The organism is Labrys miyagiensis, from assembly GCF_030160835.1.
GTDB classification, from domain to species: domain Bacteria; phylum Pseudomonadota; class Alphaproteobacteria; order Rhizobiales; family Labraceae; genus Labrys; species Labrys miyagiensis.
The window spans coordinates 1-20155 of sequence record NZ_BSPC01000038.1 but is presented as its reverse complement, the minus strand read 5'-3'; the positions used below and the strand labels follow the sequence as shown (position 1 = coordinate 20155).

Sequence of the window (20155 nt, the reverse complement as noted above, 5' to 3'; positions counted from 1 at the left end):
AAGCCTAGAGTTGAAAAGCCGAAAGCTTGCGCTTTGCAAGCGGCTGATTATTGAATGGCAGGCGTATTCGCGCGCTCCTGTTCCTGCTGCTCGGAAAAATTCCCATGCCAACTGGCACCGTCAAATGGTTTAATTCGCAAAAAGGATTCGGCTTCATCGCGCCTGACAATGGCGGCCCGGACGCCTTCGTGCACATCAGCGCAGTCGAGCGCGCTGGACTGAACGATCTGCGCGAAGGCCAAAAGGTGTCATATGAGCTCGTTGCCGACAGACGAAGCGGCAAGATGTCGACTGATCAACTGAAACTAGTGAAATAAAGGGCTCTGAACCCATCTGGAGCTTACGCCGCAGGATCTAGTCATAGGCCTTGACCATGTGCAGTGCTGGCGTCGCGATTGTGGCAGAGAGGGAAGGGGAGCTCCATGAGGATGGAGCTCCCCTAGCAGGCCTCAGGCAGCCTTCTTGTTGACGCTTGCCATGGCGAGTTTCGACAGCAGGGCGTCGGTCTTGACCTCCTCCTGAAGGGTCTGATCCAGAAGCTTGGCCGCGTCGTTAAGCCCCAATTGGTTCGCCCAAGTCTTCAGCGTGCCGTAGCGCGAGATTTCATAGTGTTCCACGGCCTGAGCGGCCGCCGTCAGCCCTGCATCGAGAGCGGGGGCGCCCTTGAATTCCTCCATGACCTCCTTGCCTTCTTCGATGATGCCGAGGATGGCGTCGCAGGTTTTTCCTCGCGCAGGCTTCTCAATCATCTCGAAGACCTGCTGCAGGCGATCGACGTGGCCTTCGGTTTCCTCCCGATGGGTTTCGAAGGCCTTTTTCAGTTCCGGCGATTGAGCCTCCCGCGCCATCTTGGGCAGAGCACGCAGGATCTGCTTTTCCGCATAGTAGATATCTTTCAAGGTTTCGACGAAGAGATCTTTGAGTTCCTTAGCCATGGGTTCGTTACCTCCGAACTGGGGTTACATTTGTGAAAATTTGGAAGTGCTGCCGCTGGTCACTTGACAGCGTGTGCATCCAATAGGGAGAGGGACCGACAGGCCCCTCTCGAATAAGGGTTCACCAGTTAGCGCTGGCCGCCCTTCTTTCCAGCCTCCGGAGCGCGCTCCGGATCGTCGGCGAAATTTCCGCTGCCCTGCTGGGCCCCGCCCTTGTCCGAGGATTGTTGATGCTGGCCGCCGTGGCTCTTTTCGCCGCCCTTTTTGCCGGCTTCGGCCGCACGCTTCGGGTCGTCGGCAAAATTGCCCTTACCGCCTGGTTTATCTTGGGTCATGGGATATTTCCTCTGTTGGTTGGAGGTCAAAGCGATCCGCATGGGCAGGGTAGGGGCTCGGCTACCAATTCGTTGGTCAGGGCGGGAAACCGGAAAAACCGTCTCTGTTCCCCTTGCTGCCATGTCCGGTTGACGCATGCGGAATCGCTCCTACAACCCAGCTCACACGATGATCGTTCCACACGCATCGATGATTGGAGAAATATCGTTACGGAAGACAATGATTTATTGCGTATAATGCTGGAACCTCCGCCACGGACTTTTCGTTTCGGACGAAAACTTTGATGGAGATGTCCTATGCCCCGCGGCGATAAGTCAAAATACACCGATAAGCAGGAACGCAAGGCCGATCATATTGCGGAAGGCTATGAGAAACGCGGCGTGTCCGAGCATGAGGCCGAACGGCGGGCTTGGGCCACCGTGAACAAGGATGACGGCGGCGGCAAGAAAGAAGGCGGGTCCGGCCGCGGCAAGCACACGGGCCATCCCGCCGCACATAAGGGCGGCGAGAAGGGTGGGGCAGCCTCGGCGCATCGGAGTGCCACCGATCGCTCCGCCTCCGCGAAGAAGGCCGCCGCAACGCGCAAGCGCAATGCCGAGCATCACACCCACTAGGGATCGCCCGCATGTCAGATAAAGACGTTCTGCAGGACCCGCGCGACAAATATCCTGCACCCCCTTTTCCAAAACAGCCACAGCCACGGCCGGGCCTTGCCTCGGAAATGAACCCAAAACCGGACCATGGCGAAGAGAGCTACCGCGGAAGCGGGAAGCTCGCTGGCCGCAAAGCGCTTGTGACGGGAGGTGATTCCGGTATCGGGCGCGCCGTCGCCATTGCCTTCGCTCGCGAAGGTGCGGACGTCGCGATTTCGTATCTTCCCAATGACGAAGCTGACGCGCGCCAGGTCATTGAACTCATCGAAGCCGAAGGGCGGAAAGCGGTGGCATTGCCCGGTGACATCCAGGAAGAATCCTGGTGCCAGGCCATGGTCAAAAAGGCCGCGGAAAGCTTGGGAGGGCTGGATATCCTGGTCGTCAACGCCGCTCGCCAGCAGTTCCGCAAAGATATCGCACATCTGTCCACGGCCGATTTCGACAAAACGCTGAAGACCAATCTTTACGCCTTGCATTGGATCACGCAGGCAGCTTTACCGCATATGCCCGCCGGCGGCGCCATCGTGAACACCGCTTCGGTGCAGGCCTATGACCCCTCACCAATTCTGCTCGATTACGCCACAACCAAAGCCGGCATTGTCGCCTACACCAAGGCACTTTCCAAACAGGTGATCAAGAAAGGCATTCGGGCAAATGCGGTGGCGCCCGGGCCCGTGTGGACGGCTCTTCAACCCAGCGGTGGCCAGCCTGACGAAAAGGTAAAGCATTTTGGCGAGAACAGCGATCTGGGCCGCCCGGGGCAGCCGGCCGAGCTCGCTCCAGTTTACGTGTTGCTAGCGTCGCCGGAGGCAAGCTTCATCAATGGCGAGATCTACGGCGTAACGGGCGGCAATGGCATTGCCTAACATTCTGGCATCGGTCTCGGGAATAGTGGCCAACCATCCTCGTCGGACTTCTGTCTCCCTCCAAGAGGTAGGCCGCGAGCAGACGGAGGGGACTCGTCAACAGGAGTCAGCAGGTGCGCCGGGGCGAGCTACCGCGATCTGGGGGTCTGTTTCCTTTCGAGCCACGCTAATTCTGCAGCCAAAGTGGTGTGTTATCTTCGTCACAACCGCTGCTGACTTCGCCAATCCAATTAGCCGTCAGGCCCGGCTTTAGCTCCCGCGGAAGTCGCGCCGCACTTCGCGAGGAAGCCATATGGATCTCGAAAGTAGACTGCACGAGCCCGCCACCGTCCTGTCTTGGTCAGACCCCGAAAATACGACGACGAAGCCTGACAGTAGGCGCTTCGTCCGCCTGGACGATGCTGTGCGCTGGATTATGCAAGGCGCCACTGTCGAGGAGCGAGGCAACGCCAGCATTACGATGGACTTTGACCACCTCGTTGTTCCCAATGAGCGAATTGCAGAGCTCTACGCGCGCATGCAAGAAGCCGGTGCTAATACCCACGCCAAAGTGGATGCAAGCAGGGGCGACTGACATCGATATTGCGGGGCACTCGCTCCAGTCTACGTCAGCAATCCCTATTGCCGTAGTTGGCCGTAAGACGAGCCAGAAAAGTGCGCAATGGCCGCCAGATCATTCAGGGAGTGCCGTCTCGAGCTCTCGCCCAATAGCCTGACCACGGAGGTTTGCGCCTCGCAAACGCCGGACGATGCGGGTGGAACTCGTCGAGGCGAGCACCTCGGCTCCCTAGGCCATCGGGAGTGGGGAGGGTTTCAGACGACGTCTTGCAGATTAACAGGCCCGACGGCATTGTCACGGGAACTTTGACGGTGTGAGCCGTGATGCGGTAGGGCAGGGGCATGCAGCCGATATCCTACGCCCGTCACCAGTTCCCGCCCGAGATCATCCGGCATGCCGTGTGGCTCTATCTGCGGTTCACCTTGAGCTACCGCGATGTCGAAGAATTGCTGGCCGAACGCGGCCTCGACGTCTCCTATGAGACGATCCGCCGATGGGTCGACAAGTTCGGGTCGGCGTATGCCCGCAACCTGCGTCGGCTGCGACCTCGGGCGGCAGACACCTGGCACCTGGACGAGATGGTCGTCTCGATCCGGGGCCGGCACATGTATCTGTGGCGGGCCGTGGACAGCGAGGGCGAGATCCTCGACATGCTGGTGCAGCCGAGACGCGACAAGGCTGCCGCGCTGCGGCTGATGCGCAAATTGCTGAAGAAGCAGGGCTTTGCTCCCAAGGTGCTGGTGACGGACAAGCTGCGCTCCTATGGCGCTGCCGGGCGAGAGCTCCGCCTCTCGGCGCATCATGAGCAGGGCCTGCGCCAGAACAACCGCGCCGAGACCTCCCATCAAGTGGTGCGAAGACGGGAACGGAAGATGCAGCGGTTCAAGTCATCCGGATCCGCCCAACGTTTTCTCGCCTCCCACGCCGCCGTCCACAATACCTTCAATCTCGAGCGCCATCTGATCTCTCGACCGACGCTGCGCCTCTTCCGAGCCGCGGCTGCGCAGCAGTGGCAAACCGCGACCGCCGCCGCCTGACTGAATTCCTTCGTCCAGCCGAATTGCGGCCAAGGCGGATTCCCGTGACAATGCTCCTCTTGAGGCTCCACATCTAGACGCCCCTTGCTCTGGCCTCCGCCACCCAGGCTTGAAGCGCACTCGCCTCGTCTCGCGCGGTCACTCGAATTTCCACGTCTTGGTAAGTGCCCACCGCCTCCCAGCGGCCATCGGTCCTTTTGCCATCGAGAACTTTGTGGGAGGTTTTCCAAACTCTCACCTCGTGTTGCATCAGACTCTCCACGAGCAGTCGCCCGCTATGGAACGACGGTTCCAAATTACCACATTTAAACACTCCAATGACCGCACTCGCCCAGGCGGCTGGCGGGCACCTCGCCTTGTCGCGCGCCTCTGAGGACGATAAATGATCCCCTCAGTGAAGTGGAGGCTTCCAGGGGAAGCGGGCGGCATCAACCCAAAGTCTCAATGCAGCCCCTGAGGTTCTGCTCTTAACTTGGATATCCTTACCCTCGTAGTCGCCAACTGCTTCCCAGACAGCTTTGGACTTCTGGTGAACTTGAACCGTATAGGTCTTCTCCCAGACTTTCACTGTGTGTTCCATTGCAGGCTCCACAAGCGCTCGGTCCGTCGGACGGGAGTGTACACTTTAACACGTAGCAGCGCCGTAGGCAGGCTTCTCGGTATCCACGCGGCAACAGCGAGGATCTTGACGGAGCCCGCTTACGTGCGCCCGCGACTATCCTATCTGCAATAATAGTTGACGTCGGACGGCCAGAATCTCATATTTGATTCAGCAAGCTAAGTGTGTATTTCAAATTAAATACAAATCCTCAAATGGGGTAAAAGCGTAATGCATTGATTTTGTTAGGCTCATTGTCTCGCCATCAAGTGCAGTACGACGCCCTAGCTTTTTTATGCTCCCACTGGCCCCGCTATGAGAAGACCAGATAGATCTCACCGGTACCGCTACTTTACTTCAAGCTCTTTTACACCCTCTGACGGCTGGAGGGTGTGGTTTTTGTCACCATTTCCTGAAGTTCCGGCGTTCTCCAAACATCTCCAAAAGAGGAAACCCGAAGCATGCAGTGTTCGATATTGGTCCGGTTCGCGTTCGCTTCCATCCTGTCAAATCTCGTCTTCCTAACCGGAAACGCGGCCCAGACGTTCGGCGCCGAGGCCTCGAATACCGCCCCCGCGGCGGCCTGTTCCACCGGAACACTATCCATCGCCGGCGCCTGCATGAGCGCAGCCGACGCGGCGGCTGGCGTTCGCGCCGTCGTCGAGCACACGATGAGCGAAAGCAAATTGCGGGCCGTTGTTGTCTCCATCCGCGTCGGCGGCACGACCGTGCTAACGCAAGCCTGGGGCGACTCGGTCGAAGGCGTTCCGGCCAGCGTCGATATGCACTTCCGCAATGGCGCCATCGCCATCGCCTATCTAACCACCGTTCTGCTCAAACTGCAGGACGACGGCGTACTTCGCGTCGACGACAAGCTCGCCAAATGGCTTCCCGATTTGCCGCAATCCGACAAGATCACCCTCACGATGTTGGCCAACAACACGTCGGGCTATGCAGACTATGTCCCCGTCCTGCCAATCTACGCGAACGTGTTTAGGCAATGGACCCCGGACGAACTCATCGCCTCTGCTTTGAGCCAGCCCCGACCCTGCGAGCCCGGAGCCTGCTTCACCTATGCGCACACCAATTACGTCATCCTCGGCGAGGTGCTCCAGAAAGCCACGGGCAAGGATGTGGCAACACTGATCCGCGATATCGTCGTTACGCCGCTTGGTCTTTCCAATACACGAAGCGACCAGACCGCCTTCATCCCGGAGCCCGTTCTGCACGCCTACGACAACGACCGCGGTCATTACGAGGATTCAACGACCTGGAACCCCTCCTGGACTCTGGCGGAGGGTTCCATCATGACGACGAACATCGCCGATGCGGTGACTTCGGCAATCGCCATCGGCAAAGGCAGCCTGTTGTCTCGGCAAGCCCATGATCTGCAAATATCACCACTCCTGGTGAAATACCCGCCAATGTCCGAGAAACTCTACTTTGGTCTAGGCGTCGTCTGCACCAATGGCTGGATTGCGCAGACCCCGTCCTTCTTTGGCTATTCGGCGGTGATGGCTTATCTGCCAGGCAAGGACATTGCGATAGCGGTGACCTCCACCTCGTCCGAGGGTGCCAAGACATTTGTGGGGGCCAACCTCCTTTTCTCGAACATTGCCGGCTATCTGAGTCCCGACCAGCCGCCCACACTGTTCGCCAAATGAGCGAGCGTGGTTTGACGCGGCCAGGCGAACCAGTTCTCCGGCGCGCACTGTCACGGGAACTTGGCGAGGTCACGAAAATTAGCTCAGTTGGCCCGTTCAGTATTGATGTTATGAGACAGCATGTCTGTCACTCGGCATCTTGGGCGGGTCTTCGTCACTTTTGGTGCCTGCTTCACCCTGGTGGAGGGTGGTCGATTGTCATTACCGGCGCATTTGGATCGCCGGCTGACTGACCAAGCCCCAGTAAGAAGCCGGTGTGTCCCGTGATGCAGTAACGCACTTCGCAAAAGCGGGAGAGGTAGACAAACAGCCGTTCCTTGAACAGCGTAGGTATAGCTGTGTCCAGATACGCTGACTTTGCGAACCGCCACAGCTCGCGAATGACTAGGGGCGCGTCCGGTGCGGAGCGGAAAAAATTGGGAACGAGGCCAAAGCGAGCGGCGACTTCACTGTCGAAGTCCTCCTGGTCGGTCGGCCGGGATTTCCCAACGTCAAAGACAAACGAAATAATCGACATTGGTCGTTACTTCGCGCGACGTGAAAAACCCATGATCGCACCCGTCAACAGAGACTACACGGAACCAGCTAAGGAGTCTGAGCAAAACTGCTCAGTGGGAAGGAGCGGCGCACGTTATCTAATGTCCGCGATTGCCCGCCATCTAAGAATTAGGGCCATCGGGGGGCCCTCAGGAGTCGATGCCGCCATGAAGTGGTCCGTAAACTGGCGAGGGAGAGGCCTCGTCCGAGGTGCTCAGCGTCGAAGCCGTAGCGAGGCTGTTCCGTGCCGTCGGTAGATGACCACTCCTTCGTCCAATCCCTGGATTCGCAGAACGCTGTTTATGACCCGGAATCTGACCCGATGAGGTGACGGCTCGAGCATAGACCGACTTTGCGGTCAAAAGCGAAGAGCTGAAATGCTTGCCCTTTGCTGGCCGCTGATCAAAGAATACCTGGCGTCTTCGCACGCTCATGTTCCTCCTGCTCGGAAAATTCCCTATGCCAACCGGCAGCGTCAAATGGTTTAATCCGCAAAAAGGGTTCGGCTTCATCGCACCTGACAATGGCGGCCCGGACGCCTTTGTGCACATCAGCGCGGTCGAGCGCGCTGGACTGAACGATCTCCGTGAAGGCGAAAAGGTGTCGTATGAGCTCGTGGCTGACAGACGAAGCGGCAAGATGTCGGCTGACCAGCTAAAGCTAGTGAAATAATGGGCGACCGGAACCCAATAGCCCCCAGAGCCTTGCTGGCGGACGAGGTGAACTCGGGGAGCAAAATCCTCTGTGAGCTTCCCGCCTCGCGCGCTCGCGCGTAGGTGCGCGAGGGCACGTTTGTTCGCCATGAAGTCGCGAATGCACCCCCTCGGTCTAAAAGCCTCGCTGTTTTTCGGCCTCCTCGCCCGTCCTCCCTGCAGGTAGCGAAGGCGCCGCTTGACCTGGGTCAGAACCAGAGCAGTTCCCATCGTGGTTATTGTGATACCTGATCTGACCTCAAGACGCCCGGGAATTAAGCCGATTGGATCCCCTTGTTGCGTTCGTGCTCATATGGCTGGTCACGCCGAAGGTCTTTGAGTTTCCTCGGTGATCGAACACCGGGGCAACCCTTGCGCCAGCTACTTGCCTGGGCGCCCTTCCTACAGTCGGATTAAATCGGCAGCGACTGGCGATCGAGCCGGCTGCCGTTGAGGTTTGCGCTCCCATGATGGCATCATGGGCTGTCGCCAAGATGGAACTGGAGGCCGCGGAACTAATCCGTCCGGAGGAGTTGGCTGATAGTGGATACAGCCCCAAGAGCTGACGTTCTCACAGCCTTTCGCTATTCGTGTTGTCCGTGTCGGTGGCGCTGACATCGCGCTGGTCAGGCTTGCGCATAACGCGGTAGCCGCCAACAATCCTATCATCGGTCTCATGCCTGCCTCCATTACGTGGGCATTTGCACGTGTACGAGATGGAACGCACAACCCTTTGGGAAGGTTGCCTCTCCGCCGAATACGGGTTGTCGCGAACTGGTTCAGAAGTACGATCGCGTTTCCCCCTGGGGCACCCTCGACCGGTGTTTCCCCTTAGCTGTCCAAGTCGCCGCGTTTAGCCCAGCGCTGTCACCACACGGCGTCGGGCCGCTTCGAACCCGTCCAGGCAGCGATCATGAAAAAACCCCCGGCGCTGCAGGGGCAGGGCCGGGGCGAGTCTTTGGTGGTCGGGAAAACTTAGTCACCGCGGGGGCAACGCCTAAGAGTGCCACTGGTTGCGCGGCAGATCTGCAAGGGAAAAGTCGCGATTCTGCAACCGCAACTGTGCCCATGGAAGCGGAGACCACACCCCTTTACATCGAAAGCCCGGTCGTGCCGGGAGAGCACGGCCGGACGGAGTTGGTGAGGGGAGAAAGCCAAGCCACCAGGGACGAAACGCGTGTGTGCCTGGGAAGTTGCGGGGAACATGCCCGCTAGTCCAAATATGACGCGGTCAGAATTGGACCCACACGCCGCCTCGCCAGTATCCGCGACCTTCATGTTCGCGCCAGCGATACTTTTCGTCTTGCTTCCACTGCCAGTCGTCCGGATGCACCGTCAGCCTAAACCCAGGTTGATAGTCGTACATCTCCTTCACATGCCAGCAATCGCCGTCTTCATTGCATATAATACGTGCAGAGGCGCCGGTAGACGCGAGGGCGAGCACTCCTGATCCCAACAATGCCGCAAGAGCAACATGTTTCATCCTGTTCATGGATACCTCCAATTGTGGTTTCTAGATTACCCAAAAACTCGCCGATCCAACCAGAGTTCCAACCTGACCCTGCCCAACAAGAGCGGGTCTCTTCGACTCGGCGATGACCCGCGCAAGGCGCAGATTGGTGTGGATGCATAGTGGTCATCGCGACCAATCAGCACGAAGTAAACCAACCGACACACGGCCTTGGTCGGAAGGCCTTCACCGACCAAGGCGTAGATCGTTCAGAGAAGGCCGCCACGATTGCTTCGCAGTACGCCACGCAGTGCCTTCACGACGTTGCTTTGGTATGCACCGGCCTTCGCAAACAAGGCAGGCAGCCTTTGACAACCTCCGATGACAAACCGCCGCTCAAGGCGAAGATAGACTGTGTTGTCACCCACGGAGCGTCATTTTGCATGGCGCACAGGTGATGCTTTGGTTCCACCTGGCGATTGTTCTCACGAATGACTTCGCCCAGCTCCCCAAGTCCGCTCAAAACGCTCGACGGTATTGCCCTGGGCCTGATCGCGATTTCAACTGTTTTGCTGGTCACGGCCGCGGCCTATCACCGGCTTGCCGCGTCATGGGCTAGCCGCGCGCCTCGCAACCCAGCGCCGCTGCGTCAATCGCCGTCGGCATCGTCCAAATCGTTGTCTGCACTGTGCCAACCCTCATTCCAGCGCCGATAGTCACAGGGATCGATTTCTGGATCGTACGGATTTGCGTCTTCCGAATATCCCGTCCAGCGAGCAATCTCACCATCGCTGAAGGCATCGCTTAATGACTGCTCCATATCGCCTCCCTTGGGGGTATTTTGCGAGACGTTCCGTGCTTCGTTGGCAGCTTCTCTGCATCAACCTTCTTTTCGTCCTGCCTCTCGCTCGGGCTATCGACTTCCTGGGACGGAAAGTCTCTCTTTTTCAGCCCGCGCTCGACGTCGGCCCTCTTCGGTAATATTCGGATCCGCTCACCATGGGTTGCTGCCTCGGAGGGTTATCTTTGCATGTGGTAGGTTTGCGCATGACACTTTCCTCATTGGTTATGTGTCATTCGAACAACCCTGAGGCGGCGAGGTTCCTTGCCGACAACCGGACGCGCTCCACGACGCGGCGAGGGCGAAACGGTCTGCGTCAAGATGCCGAGACCTCCTTTCGAAAAAGGCCCGGCGAGAAGTCAGGCGAACGTCTTGAAAAGCTTATTTGCTTTGCCGCTCGGCCTGGCCGTGGCGCTGTCGTGTCAATGTCGACTGACGCGCGTCCATGTACCGTCACAGCGTTTACTGCCGCACTACAGATGGTTCCTGAGTCCATGTGCCGGGCAGCCCAAGGACATGACGGGTACCATCGGCGGCGATGGCTCGCACTGCGATTCACATCATCAGCGGGGGACGTGCAGCCACCATCATGGCATAGCGCGGGGAGGGGGGCAGCGGCTGCCTCCCTATGGGCCACGCTAATTCTGCAGCCAAAGTCGTGTGTTATCTTCGCCACAAGCGCTGCTCACTTCGCCATTCCAATCAGCGGCCAGGCCCGGTTTGGCTCCTGCGGATGTCGGGCCGCTCTCCGGGAGAAACCATATGGACCTTGAAAATAGATTGCACGAGGCCGCCACCGTCCTGTCCTGGTCAGATCCCGAAAAGATTACGACGAAGCCTGACAGCAGGCGCTTCGCCCGTCTGGACGACGCCGTCTGCTGGATTATGAAAGCCGCCACGATCGAGGAACGAGGCAACGCGAGCATCACGATGGACTTTGACCACCTGGTGATCCCGAATGAGCGCGTTGGAGAACTCTACGCGCGCATGCAAGAAGCCGGTGCTATTTCCCCAGGCGAATTAGATGCAAGCAATGACGACTGACGGGCGAGAGCGTTTGGCTAACAGCGCAACCGGAATACATGGCTAATTTCGTTAAGTATTGCGGATCACCGTTCCGCCATTTTTGTCAATTGCCGGATGGGACGAGTGGTTACAGGCGAATGCCACGTCAAATGAAACTTGAGTAGCGTGTGTTGAAGAGCGGAGCGCTTCTTTTCCGCAAAGGCTTTACGGTCGCGTCGTTTGACATTGATCTTACCGATCAGATCGCACTTGAGATGATCGAGGAGTTTCGCCGGACATACCCCGCTACAGATCTAAACGATCCAGCAGTGACGACGATATGGTGTCCGCCAACTCTCTCCCATCTTAATTGCTCCGTAGAGCCACCCGTACCGGCGCTGCCGATCGCAACTTCAGTTGCCGCAACGCTCGCCGACGGCGTGCTGCAAGATCGAGTGTACTGGTCCGCCGAGGGCCGCATGCGGTTCATGTCCCCGGACACGCAGGAAGGACGTCGCCTGGTACAGCGGGGTGCGAAACCGGGCGATGCGGGCGCCGTGGAGTGAGGCAAAGGCATTGCCGAGGCCGTTGCCGGATGACGCGCTTGTGGTGTTGCCGTCGCGCTCAACGGAGAGTGCAGCGATGGCGCTGTGAACTAGCCGCAGACCAAGCCCCACGGTTGTAGTAGGCGACAATGTTCCAGTGCCCCTCACCGTCCGCTTCTTCGGTGACGATCTGCTATCCCCGGGGTAGCAGTTGATCGGCAAAGTCGCGGCGGCCAACAGTGGCTTGCCAGCGTTTCACCCTCTCGGCCGCGTCTCCCAGTGAAACGCAGGGCCAGTATGCTGAGGCCTCCCCGGCGCCCATCAGGCTCACCCTGTACATTTTATGCTCCTCATGAGAGCGAATTGTGGGGAGCCCGCATTCCTGTGCACCGACGGACTCTCCGTGACGAATGCCGTGTGCGGGCTCGCGGCCCTACCTCCGCGAAGGGGACCGAAGGGCGACGAGTGATGAGTGAGCCTGGAACGGGAGAGAGGAAGAGCATCCTAGACCCACCCAGACAGACGGCTATCCGTCGTAAGCTGAACGTGGGAACCGGCGAAGGGTTCCCCGGGTCATCGCGCGTACATTGAGGTTATCGATCGGGCATTGCTCAGGCACTTCGCTGCGCTCTTGCGCCGCCTCTAGCGCTGATTTGAGTTTATGAATCTGCGCTTTAAGAGCGCGCAGCATCAAAGACCCTTTGCAGGTCATCCTGGCGGAAAGGCTTGCCAAAGAAAATGGCCCCAGCGGGCATATGCTCTTGCAATGGCAGACTTCGGCCTGAGGTGACGAAGATTTTCACCGGAGGCCAGCGCCCTCTCACATAGTGGGACAGCTTAAGGCCATCCATCGAGCCGGGCATCTCAATGTCGGTCAAGAGCACACCGATTTCCTTATGCGCCTCCATGAGCTTGATAGCTTCATCCGCATTGGGGGCACCATATACAGTCAGGCCCTGGTCCTCGATCTGCTCGATCAAGTACCATAAAACTAGCAGGTCATCCTCGACGACGAGGACCGCGGAGGGAGCAGGCATATATTGGGTCATGCGACCCTAACAAAGCTACAGCCCGATCGTTTCACGGCTTCGTATTTTTGCCTTCAAACCCACTTGTCAAACTCGCAATTTTGAGGAATCAAATTCCTGTTCGTCAGCCAATTGAAAGGTCCGTTGACGAGAGGTGCAGCGATGAGCGCAGATCATCCGATCCAACAATCGAGCATCCTGATTTACAAAGAGGCCGGCGAGTGGTGCGTGCGTGTGAGCGAGCCAGGTCAAGAACCCTACAGCCGAGAGTTCGTTTGTCACGAATTCGCCGCCAATTATGCCGAAGGCCAGCGGATGCGACTTGGGCTGGACAAGGTTGAAGATCCTGGTCCAGATGACCGAATGCCACCCTAGGCTTTGAGACCTTCACGGCAAATTCTGGCTTCGACGTCAGCCTCTCAGTGGGGCTGAAGTCTGCTGACACGGCAATTGCGGTCACGGTAAGCGTCCGCCGCGTGTCGTGCCAAACCAAAACCCCGACCAGTTCTCACCGGCCGGGGCTGCTTCTCGTTTTAGCAAGCTTGCTTAGCGGGGTCACATTGGACGGGCGCTCCGGTTTTATTTTGCTGCTGATTGGTCTGGCTGGCATTCGGCTGAGGGTTGGTGGTCGGGTTTTGCCCTCCCATACCGTTGCCGCCATTGGTGCTGCCAGTTCCATTGTTCGTCCCATTCCCACCGGATGACGTGCCCGAACTTCCAGAACCGGAACTCGAGCCTGACCCGCCATTGCCACCGCCGCTGGATTGAGCAAAGGCGGCAAAAGGTAAAATGATGCAGATTGCGCAGGCAGTGATACGTAAGAAATTCCTCGTCATTTCCATCTCCTGATAGCTGTCGTTGATCGTTGCGCCAACCGGTAGCGCCCGTTTCGCGGTTGCGCCGTTAACAGACCGTCAGGATCGATTGTTCCGAGGGTATCCGGCAAGCACTCGACATGCCAAAGCGTAGATAGGACTGGCCTGTCCAATGGGCCCGTTCCGGAACCATGTCATCAGTCCCAGGTTTTATACTCCACACAACTGAGGAGGTTTTTGATCATGGCTGATGAAACTGCCGAATATGGCAATCTGATTGGAAGCGACAAGGTTGAAGGTACTGCCGTTTATGGTGCGAATGGAGAGTCGATTGGCTCGATCGAACGCGTCATGATCGACAAAAAGACCGGCAAGGTGTCCTTCGCCGTCTTGGGCTTCGGTGGATTCCTGGGAATTGGGAACGATCATTACCCCCTGTCTTGGAAAGCGCTCACATACAACACCGACTTAGGCGGCTACCAAACGAGCGTAACTGAGGAGCAGTTGCGCGGTGCTCCAAAGTACGAGCACGAGGGCGATTGGGACTGGAATGATCCTGAGCGTCCCACAGCCGTCGAGTCCTATTACAGCGGCCTCTGGGGAACACAGCGACTAGATGAGCGACCGTAAGACACTATGCCAAAGATAACGAATGCCAAGTTAGCGCCGTTCATAGCCATCGTGCTTATCGTATTTGTCGCGATGGCTGTGACGGCCTTCATATTTGCGATGCACATGCATCCTGCGCCGTAGCGCAACAGCCCTGCCCGTTTGCATCGGCCGGGGCTCCCTAGATCGCTCATAGACCAAATGATTGCTCGCTCTTGACCCAACGCGTCATCACGTCGACGTCGGTCAGGCTCACATCCGGATGGGCTTTGCGAAACTCGTTCTCCGCTGACCTCGAGAATTCGTTGACCTGGGTCGAGCGTGCAGCTTCTGGCAGTTTAATCGTCCAAGTGAAGATTAGTGTCCCGGCTTTGAACACTTGAAATTCCATGTGCATCGCGGCAGACTCCTGTTGGGCTATGGCCCACCGGGCCGGCGCGTATAGTAGCGGCCGATGAGATCCCTAATCTGCTTGTTGGTATTCTCGTTGGCGGCGCGCCGAGCACGCACTTGTCCGCCAACTCGATGAGAGCCAGGCAAGCCTCAAGGTGAGTCCAGCCGGCGCCTCTGGCCTCGGCCACGAGCGCAAGGAATGCCCGCTCGATGTCTTCCTGGCCTTCAAGAATGCGATCGGAGATATCGGTACCTAGCTTAGGCCGTGCATTTTTTATCTCTATGTGAGATCAATGAAAAGAGCCCGCCCCCTTTTGGCGGGCGAGCTCCTCGCGATAGAGCACTTCGTCAGCTCTCACGCACTACTGAATGATCTGCACGATACGCCGAGTGCTCGGCTCAACAAGAACGACTTCGCCATTAACATCCGCGTACTGATAGGTGACGTGGCCGTACTCGGCAGGCACTGCGTAGTATTGAACACCCTCGGCAGGTAAAACGGCCCCAACCGCAACAGGCTTCTTGTAGTGGAAGACCTGAGGATGTTGTTCGATCACATATTGTTTGAAACGCGGCCTTTCCTTGATTCCGATTAGTCCATTAATGCCCCCAGTGACGGCTCCTACGGCGCCGCCGACAACCCCGCCGACAGGACCTGCGGCGTCGTTTCCTTGTTCGGCACCATTCTTGGCTCCCGGTAGCACGCCTTGGGCATAAACAGGCGCTGTCAATGCTAGACAATACGCCATCGCACTGGCGAACAGCATGAATCTGCCGGACATTGTATATCTCCATATTTTTTGCACTAACTTCCCAGAGGAAGCTGCTGGACCAACCAATGGTCGTCACCAATGTTCCAATGACGTCAGCGTCCTCGTTCACAAGATAATAACGTTTGTGACATTTCGTGCCCAAATCTCTGGACAATGCGATCTGATGCACGGGCAATGGAACCTAACGACGCGACCCCGCTTCTTGAGAGGTGAGGCTCTCGTTCCTACATTGGTCAGATGAGCAAAAGAGCAAAACAGGAAGATATAGTTGGTCACGCCATAAGGGTAACAGACGATCAGGGTCGTTCCCAGTGGTGGATAACGAGGATAGCTGATGCGGGTGAAGCGATCGCAGAGGTTTTCTCCGCGCTGGGTTACCCAGACGACGTGTCATTCGAGCCCTTCGCCGCGACCGAAGCTGACATCCTGATCTGTGGTCTACAGAAGGGAGTTTGCTTGCAAAACCTAGGCCACACTGATTGGCCGCCGCGCAAAGTGGCTGCGTAGAGCTGCCTCGCGGGGAGCCACGGGGTGCTTGGAACTCTCGCGGCGATACGACGTTACCGGCTGTCAATGGAGGAACCGGGACGATCAAGCCAATGGAGAAGGATCGCACATCAATTGCAGACAAGTGGAGCGATCAATACGATGCTAGCAAGTCTGCTGCCCAGGCAATCATAGACAAGGAAGCCGAAGCGGTGAGAGCAAGGACAGCGCGGTTGCGGGAACAGCGTGCGGCCCTGCTGGCCGGAGCTCCGATAGAGGAGTCCGGGGCACCCGTTGAGCAAACGCAGGGATCCGTTGAGCAAATGCAGTCGCCCATCCAAACCCCACCGTCCGGCATCTCTGATTCAGTTCCCCGCCGCAAACGGACGGCCGGACAAAAGTTGAAGATACTGGAAGAGGTTTCGGCCAGTGGCGCCTCCACCTCCGACATTGCTCGACGGCACGGGATATCACCCCGATCAATCTACAACTGGCAAAAGAGGTATCTAGTCAGCATACAAAACGCTCATTGCACCGCCCTTAGCGTCGATGAGGCCGAGGCAGAAAAAGTACGCACCGACGCAGAGAATAGCGTCGAGTTTGGCGTTGGGCTCGTGGAAAGTAAACGCACCACAGAAAAAGCCGAGAGCGCGATCAATAATTCGAGGCATGACGTCTCTGTTAGTTTTGACCGCGCGCAGATCGATTGCAGGGGCGGTCGGACGCTGACTGTCGCCGCCCACATTGAGCCGAGCCTGCTGAAAACGTTAATCCGCACTGTAGAAGAAGCGTGAGGGGTCGCTTTTCGTTTGGGAAGAAAGGATCTTATGATCGGCGAGTTCCACGAGCGCCAATCAAATCTCGAGCTCTGTCCAGCCGGCGCTCTCAGCAACCTCCATAATGTGGTGAACTGCGGGCTCGATGTCCTCTTGCACTCGAGGATTCGATGGGGAATGCTGGTGTTGTTTCGTGGGCCGGGCATCATAGCGAAGAGCTGAAAAGCTTACCCTTTGCTGGGCACTGATTAATGAATGCCTGGCGTAGTCGCTCGCTCATATCCCTCCTGCTTGGAAAGTCTGCCATGCCAATTGGCACTGAAGCGATTTTGCTTCTCACGCCTTCAAATAGTGAGTCATTAATATTGCAAATCGCCATATGGTTTGGATGCCGATCGGTACCCTATCTCGTTAATAATGTTGCTGAGGTCGGGCTTGTTTATAATGCCGATCCACACGCCACGACGTCGATCTCAATTTCGTTGAATCGTTTTTCGAGGAATTAAATTCGCAATGCACAGTTTACAGTTCAATGATCACTATCGAAACACCTCTGAGCGGCTTATCTTAGATATGCTTCTTCTAGGCGGCTGGGCATACGAACTATCGAACAAGGAAGCAATACGCGAGACAAGGGAAGCTCTCGATCGCTGGATCTCTCTGGGCCTCGGGTTCAAGGAAAAGTCCGGCCATCGACACTTTGATCCTGTCGAAGTCATCAATTCAATGAAAATCGCGGGTCTCGCTGGCCATGATACATTTTGGAAAACGCGCTACGTTCTTACTGGACGTCGCTTAGTTGAGACGCTTGCCTTGGAGGGCGAGCTGCAAACTTTTGAGTTGCGCTATCAAAGACGCTTCCACATTCCCTCCACCGGAGGCAAGCTTCGTCTGCGCATGCCGTTGCCCCTTGATGAGGAGCACTTACGAACGCTTTCTATCTCCCCATTCATAAAGGGCGCTGGGAATGTCGACCTCGACATTAAGCCCGGACGGCTCGAGGCGCGAACAACAGCGTCCGGCGCTGGCACCATTACAATCGGCGCTGGACTTCGCCTAGACGCGCGGGGGCGTTTCGGGAAGAAAGCCGACCGACTGGATGAAAAGCAGGCGGACGTCTATCTGCGCCCTCGGGAGGGCTTGATTGTCGTGAGCGATCGTATTGACGCGCTCGCCCAAACGTTGGTGGGACAAAAGCGAGACACCCTGGAAATTGCCAAGGCCTATTGGAATTATATCCTCGATACGCAACGGTGCGGCTCGATTCACTACGATCAGGTCGACGTCCAAGCACCCTGCGACTGGGTATTGGAAACTGGCTGGTGCGACTGCCAGCTTGCTTCGGCATTGTTCATTGCGCTATGCCGCGCCAGAGGAATTCCAGCTCGGCTCGTAGGAGGACACCTGCTCTATCGCCTGGCCCCCACCAACCATTATTGGGCAGAGTTCTGGCTCGATGATTGTGGCTGGATGCCCGTAGACTTCCTTAGCTGGGATCTCTCGCTCGGTGGGCGAGATATCGTTTGGCGCGACAGATTCTTTACTCGAGTCGATCAGCGCATGGTTACACAAGTCATGCCATTGGCGTTTACGGGTGCCATTGGGCTGCCCGTGCCAGCTGACTTTATAATCGTCCAAACAGCCTGCGATCGTGGAATAGAAATAGCGCTCTCAAGAGCCGACGGGACGTTGGTCTATACTGACGAGCTCGCTTTCACAGCGTGAAGGCTAGGCCGTTGTTGCCCGATACGCCAACACGGTCGGCAGGGAAATTATGAGCTCTCAGTCCCTCGCGGATTAATGCCTCCCGCCGCAAAACCAGCGCACGCGATATGGCCAATTCATCCCTAAGCATCCTGTGATGAGCGGCGTTCCAGGTATTCGAACCATGGCTCACATAGACGTAGAGATGCGCGGCATTGGCAAGGTAACCCACCCGACCACGCGCAATCAGGTTTTGTGCCACTGCCGAATCCTCACCCATCCGCGCATTTGGTCCTTGGGTCGGATAGCAAATGCCAGCGCTTTTCCGCGCCATCAATGTGCCAGGATGGCCCGCAAGCGGCGTGGCACGCCAATTGGTCCAGTAGAGCAACTGCTCTGCCGGTAGGTACTGCATCACATCCTGAAGATAAACAGCTTCCAGGTCACTTGTTATGAGCGCCGTTATCTGTTGCTCCAAGCGTTCGGGATGGTGCATGTCGTCATCATCCCACTGACAAATGATATCGTCATTCGCAGCTTCCAAGCTTACATTACGCAATTCTCCCAAGTTGTGGTTCGCGGGCGCAACAATGACGTTTATGTCCCTGCGATCGAGCCCAGAAACATATTCCTGGAGGGCCTGTTGAATGGCCACGACCCCTTTGTTCATGACAACAATCAACATTTTATTGGGATAGGTCTGGCGGCAGAAGTCTGTGATGCTGCGCTTAGCGAACTCAAGCCGCCCCGGAACCGGCAAAGTTACCATGAGGCAACTTACACCCTCGGGCTTCGTGATCATATCAGAATCGACAGGCATTCGGATTTACCCGCATCTTGCCCAGTGCATGCTTTTGTATCAGTCTAAGTGCAATGGTGCGAGGGACTGTCGGATGATATTCGAGCTTAGATTGCCTGTAATTAATCCGCAAATGTCGGGCGCGACTTTAGAGTACCTTCATTCGACCGGCGGCTCCCTCAGGGTGGGCTCGAAGTTGTTGGATGTAAGCGTCGATCTGGGCAAGGCCTTCGCGCAGGAGTGTCCACCGATCTCTTATTATCGTTTTGTGATGCGCGAGGCTGTTTGGCTGCGTGAAATCAAAGTGAGGCCGGGCCAGTATTCTGAGGTTGACGATCCGATCGCCTTGTTCAGTTCCGGGCCGGATGAAGATCTCAATCAGCCCATCAAGCGGCCAGTACGCGTAACCGTTGCCGGCATTATGTACCATTCAGATATGTGGACGGCTGGCGATCGCTAAGGGGTTTTTCTTTGTGTGGGTATCGTCAACTTATCGACGACTGACGGCGTAGGTCCCTCAGTATTCTGAACAATCACGCCGCTGCGGTCGCATTCGCCCATAGGTAGTGGGCTTGGGCGCGTAAGACCGGCAGTCCAGGCCGAGAGATCAGGCGAGGCTGAAGGTTGAAGATATTGTGGACTGCTCCGTGGATCGAGAGGAAACGCCGGGCCGATCCCTGGCTCCTGAACCTTTCCTGCTTGCGCTCCCGACGGCGAACCGGCAGGTGAGAGTTTTCCGCTCGGTTGTTTGCGTGTAGCCCGGCTGGCAGGCGGCGACCTGAAAGGCCGAGCTCTCTGGCGGCGGCACCATCGGACGCGAGCTTGTCCGTCACGATCGCCTCGGGGCGTACGCCCTGGTGCTTCAGCAATTTCCGCAGCCGCCTCGCGACAGCTTGCTTGTTGCGCCACTTCTGGACAAGCATGGTATGCCTCCGAGTGAGGCCGCCTTGTGAAGTGAGGCGAACGAGGCTTGAATCGTCTGTATGGACATCTATACGGCGTCACGACACGAAAGTAGTGAATCTGTCCGACTTTTAAGAACGTATGGCGATCA

The 20155-nt window shown here is 57.2% G+C and carries 25 protein-coding genes; 13 read left to right on the top strand and 12 right to left on the bottom strand.

Annotation, left to right across the window (positions count from 1 at the left end):
- Positions 1 to 104: 104 nt before the first annotated feature.
- Positions 105 to 317 (top strand): cold-shock protein, encoded by a 213-nt coding sequence (locus QQL24_RS19920; RefSeq protein ID WP_284314051.1) that lies wholly within the window; start codon positions 105 to 107, stop codon positions 315 to 317.
- A 132-nt stretch (positions 318 to 449) separates the two neighbouring features.
- Here the strand turns inward: QQL24_RS19920 and QQL24_RS19915 are convergent, their stop codons facing one another.
- Both QQL24_RS19915 and QQL24_RS19910 read right to left on the bottom strand, forming a co-directional pair.
- Positions 450 to 935, bottom strand: coding sequence for a YciE/YciF ferroxidase family protein (locus QQL24_RS19915; protein ID WP_284314050.1), 486 nt, complete (start codon positions 933 to 935; stop codon positions 450 to 452).
- 128 nt (positions 936 to 1063) lie between these two features.
- Entirely contained in the window at positions 1064 to 1270 is a 207-nt protein-coding gene (locus QQL24_RS19910; RefSeq protein ID WP_284314049.1) for a con-10 family general stress protein, read from the bottom strand.
- Positions 1271 to 1567: 297 nt separating this feature from the next.
- Here QQL24_RS19910 and QQL24_RS19905 point away from each other — a divergent pair, with 297 nt between their 5' ends.
- From QQL24_RS19905 to QQL24_RS19885, 5 genes are all read left to right on the top strand, one after another.
- Positions 1568 to 1885, top strand: coding sequence for a plasmid stabilization protein (locus tag QQL24_RS19905; protein WP_284314048.1), 318 nt, complete (start codon positions 1568 to 1570; stop codon positions 1883 to 1885).
- An 11-nt stretch (positions 1886 to 1896) separates the two neighbouring features.
- Positions 1897 to 2790 (top strand): SDR family oxidoreductase, encoded by an 894-nt coding sequence (locus QQL24_RS19900; protein ID WP_284314047.1) that lies wholly within the window; start codon positions 1897 to 1899, stop codon positions 2788 to 2790.
- Between the two features lie 292 nt (positions 2791 to 3082).
- Positions 3083 to 3364 carry a hypothetical protein gene (locus QQL24_RS19895; RefSeq protein ID WP_284314046.1) on the top strand — a complete coding sequence of 94 codons (282 nt, stop codon included), beginning with the start codon at positions 3083 to 3085 and terminating at the stop codon, positions 3362 to 3364.
- A 326-nt stretch (positions 3365 to 3690) separates the two neighbouring features.
- Positions 3691 to 4386, top strand: coding sequence for an IS6 family transposase (locus tag QQL24_RS19890; RefSeq protein ID WP_284314045.1), 696 nt, complete (start codon positions 3691 to 3693; stop codon positions 4384 to 4386).
- Positions 4387 to 5445: 1059 nt separating this feature from the next.
- A complete protein-coding gene (locus QQL24_RS19885; RefSeq protein WP_284314043.1) occupies positions 5446 to 6648 on the top strand; it encodes a serine hydrolase domain-containing protein in 1203 nt (400 codons plus the stop codon).
- 172 nt (positions 6649 to 6820) lie between these two features.
- Here QQL24_RS19885 and QQL24_RS19880 read toward each other — a convergent pair whose 3' ends face one another.
- On the bottom strand, positions 6821 to 7165 hold the full coding sequence (locus QQL24_RS19880) for a hypothetical protein (RefSeq protein ID WP_284314042.1): 345 nt from the start codon (positions 7163 to 7165) through the stop codon (positions 6821 to 6823).
- A 479-nt stretch (positions 7166 to 7644) separates the two neighbouring features.
- On the opposite strand from QQL24_RS19880, the gene QQL24_RS19875 reads away from it, so the two are divergent.
- Complete coding sequence (locus tag QQL24_RS19875) at positions 7645 to 7857, top strand: cold-shock protein (RefSeq protein WP_284314041.1); 213 nt, start codon at positions 7645 to 7647, stop codon at positions 7855 to 7857.
- Positions 7858 to 9108: 1251 nt separating this feature from the next.
- Here QQL24_RS19875 and QQL24_RS19870 read toward each other — a convergent pair.
- Together QQL24_RS19870 and QQL24_RS19865 are read right to left on the bottom strand one after the other, a co-directional pair.
- The gene (locus QQL24_RS19870; protein ID WP_284314040.1) at positions 9109 to 9369 is read right to left on the bottom strand and encodes a hypothetical protein; all 261 of its coding nucleotides are present in this window, start codon (positions 9367 to 9369) and stop codon (positions 9109 to 9111) included.
- A gap of 607 nt (positions 9370 to 9976) precedes the next feature.
- A complete protein-coding gene (locus QQL24_RS19865) occupies positions 9977 to 10147 on the bottom strand; it encodes a hypothetical protein (RefSeq protein WP_284314039.1) in 171 nt (56 codons plus the stop codon).
- Positions 10148 to 10930: 783 nt separating this feature from the next.
- Between QQL24_RS19865 and QQL24_RS19860 the strand changes: the two genes are divergently transcribed.
- Positions 10931 to 11212 carry a hypothetical protein gene (locus tag QQL24_RS19860; RefSeq protein WP_284314038.1) on the top strand — a complete coding sequence of 94 codons (282 nt, stop codon included), beginning with the start codon at positions 10931 to 10933 and terminating at the stop codon, positions 11210 to 11212.
- A gap of 374 nt (positions 11213 to 11586) precedes the next feature.
- On the opposite strand, the gene QQL24_RS19855 is transcribed toward QQL24_RS19860, so the two are convergent.
- Positions 11587 to 11868 carry a hypothetical protein gene (locus QQL24_RS19855; protein ID WP_284314037.1) on the bottom strand — a complete coding sequence of 94 codons (282 nt, stop codon included), beginning with the start codon at positions 11866 to 11868 and terminating at the stop codon, positions 11587 to 11589.
- A gap of 524 nt (positions 11869 to 12392) precedes the next feature.
- On the bottom strand, positions 12393 to 12767 hold the full coding sequence (locus tag QQL24_RS19850) for a response regulator (RefSeq protein ID WP_284314036.1): 375 nt from the start codon (positions 12765 to 12767) through the stop codon (positions 12393 to 12395).
- Positions 12768 to 12908: 141 nt separating this feature from the next.
- Between QQL24_RS19850 and QQL24_RS19845 the strand changes: the two genes are divergently transcribed.
- The gene (locus QQL24_RS19845; protein ID WP_284314035.1) at positions 12909 to 13121 is read left to right on the top strand and encodes a hypothetical protein; all 213 of its coding nucleotides are present in this window, start codon (positions 12909 to 12911) and stop codon (positions 13119 to 13121) included.
- Positions 13122 to 13279: 158 nt separating this feature from the next.
- Here the strand turns inward: QQL24_RS19845 and QQL24_RS19840 are convergent, their stop codons facing one another.
- Entirely contained in the window at positions 13280 to 13582 is a 303-nt protein-coding gene (locus tag QQL24_RS19840) for a hypothetical protein (RefSeq protein WP_284314034.1), read from the bottom strand.
- Between the two features lie 222 nt (positions 13583 to 13804).
- On the opposite strand from QQL24_RS19840, the gene QQL24_RS19835 reads away from it, so the two are divergent.
- A complete protein-coding gene (locus QQL24_RS19835; RefSeq protein ID WP_284314033.1) occupies positions 13805 to 14191 on the top strand; it encodes a PRC-barrel domain-containing protein in 387 nt (128 codons plus the stop codon).
- Between the two features lie 169 nt (positions 14192 to 14360).
- On the opposite strand, the gene QQL24_RS19830 is transcribed toward QQL24_RS19835, so the two are convergent.
- Complete coding sequence (locus QQL24_RS19830; protein WP_284314032.1) at positions 14361 to 14567, bottom strand: hypothetical protein; 207 nt, start codon at positions 14565 to 14567, stop codon at positions 14361 to 14363.
- 358 nt (positions 14568 to 14925) lie between these two features.
- Entirely contained in the window at positions 14926 to 15345 is a 420-nt protein-coding gene (locus QQL24_RS19825) for a DUF1236 domain-containing protein (RefSeq protein WP_284314031.1), read from the bottom strand.
- Positions 15346 to 15935: 590 nt separating this feature from the next.
- Between QQL24_RS19825 and QQL24_RS19820 the strand changes: the two genes are divergently transcribed.
- Both QQL24_RS19820 and QQL24_RS19815 read left to right on the top strand, forming a co-directional pair.
- On the top strand, positions 15936 to 16616 hold the full coding sequence (locus tag QQL24_RS19820) for a transposase (protein WP_284314030.1): 681 nt from the start codon (positions 15936 to 15938) through the stop codon (positions 16614 to 16616).
- Between the two features lie 495 nt (positions 16617 to 17111).
- A complete protein-coding gene (locus tag QQL24_RS19815) occupies positions 17112 to 18323 on the top strand; it encodes a transglutaminase-like domain-containing protein (RefSeq protein WP_284314029.1) in 1212 nt (403 codons plus the stop codon).
- Here QQL24_RS19815 and QQL24_RS19810 read toward each other — a convergent pair.
- Positions 18313 to 19104 (bottom strand): glycosyltransferase family A protein, encoded by a 792-nt coding sequence (locus QQL24_RS19810; protein WP_284314028.1) that lies wholly within the window; start codon positions 19102 to 19104, stop codon positions 18313 to 18315. The two genes, QQL24_RS19815 and QQL24_RS19810, sit on opposite strands and share 11 nt — an antisense overlap.
- 91 nt (positions 19105 to 19195) lie before the next feature.
- Here QQL24_RS19810 and QQL24_RS19805 point away from each other — a divergent pair, with 91 nt between their 5' ends.
- The gene (locus QQL24_RS19805; protein WP_284314027.1) at positions 19196 to 19561 is read left to right on the top strand and encodes a hypothetical protein; all 366 of its coding nucleotides are present in this window, start codon (positions 19196 to 19198) and stop codon (positions 19559 to 19561) included.
- Between the two features lie 73 nt (positions 19562 to 19634).
- Here the strand turns inward: QQL24_RS19805 and QQL24_RS19800 are convergent, their stop codons facing one another.
- Positions 19635 to 20024: a DDE-type integrase/transposase/recombinase gene (locus QQL24_RS19800; protein WP_284314026.1), complete on the bottom strand. Its 390-nt coding sequence runs from the start codon at positions 20022 to 20024 to the stop codon at positions 19635 to 19637.
- Positions 20025 to 20155 lie beyond the last annotated feature (131 nt).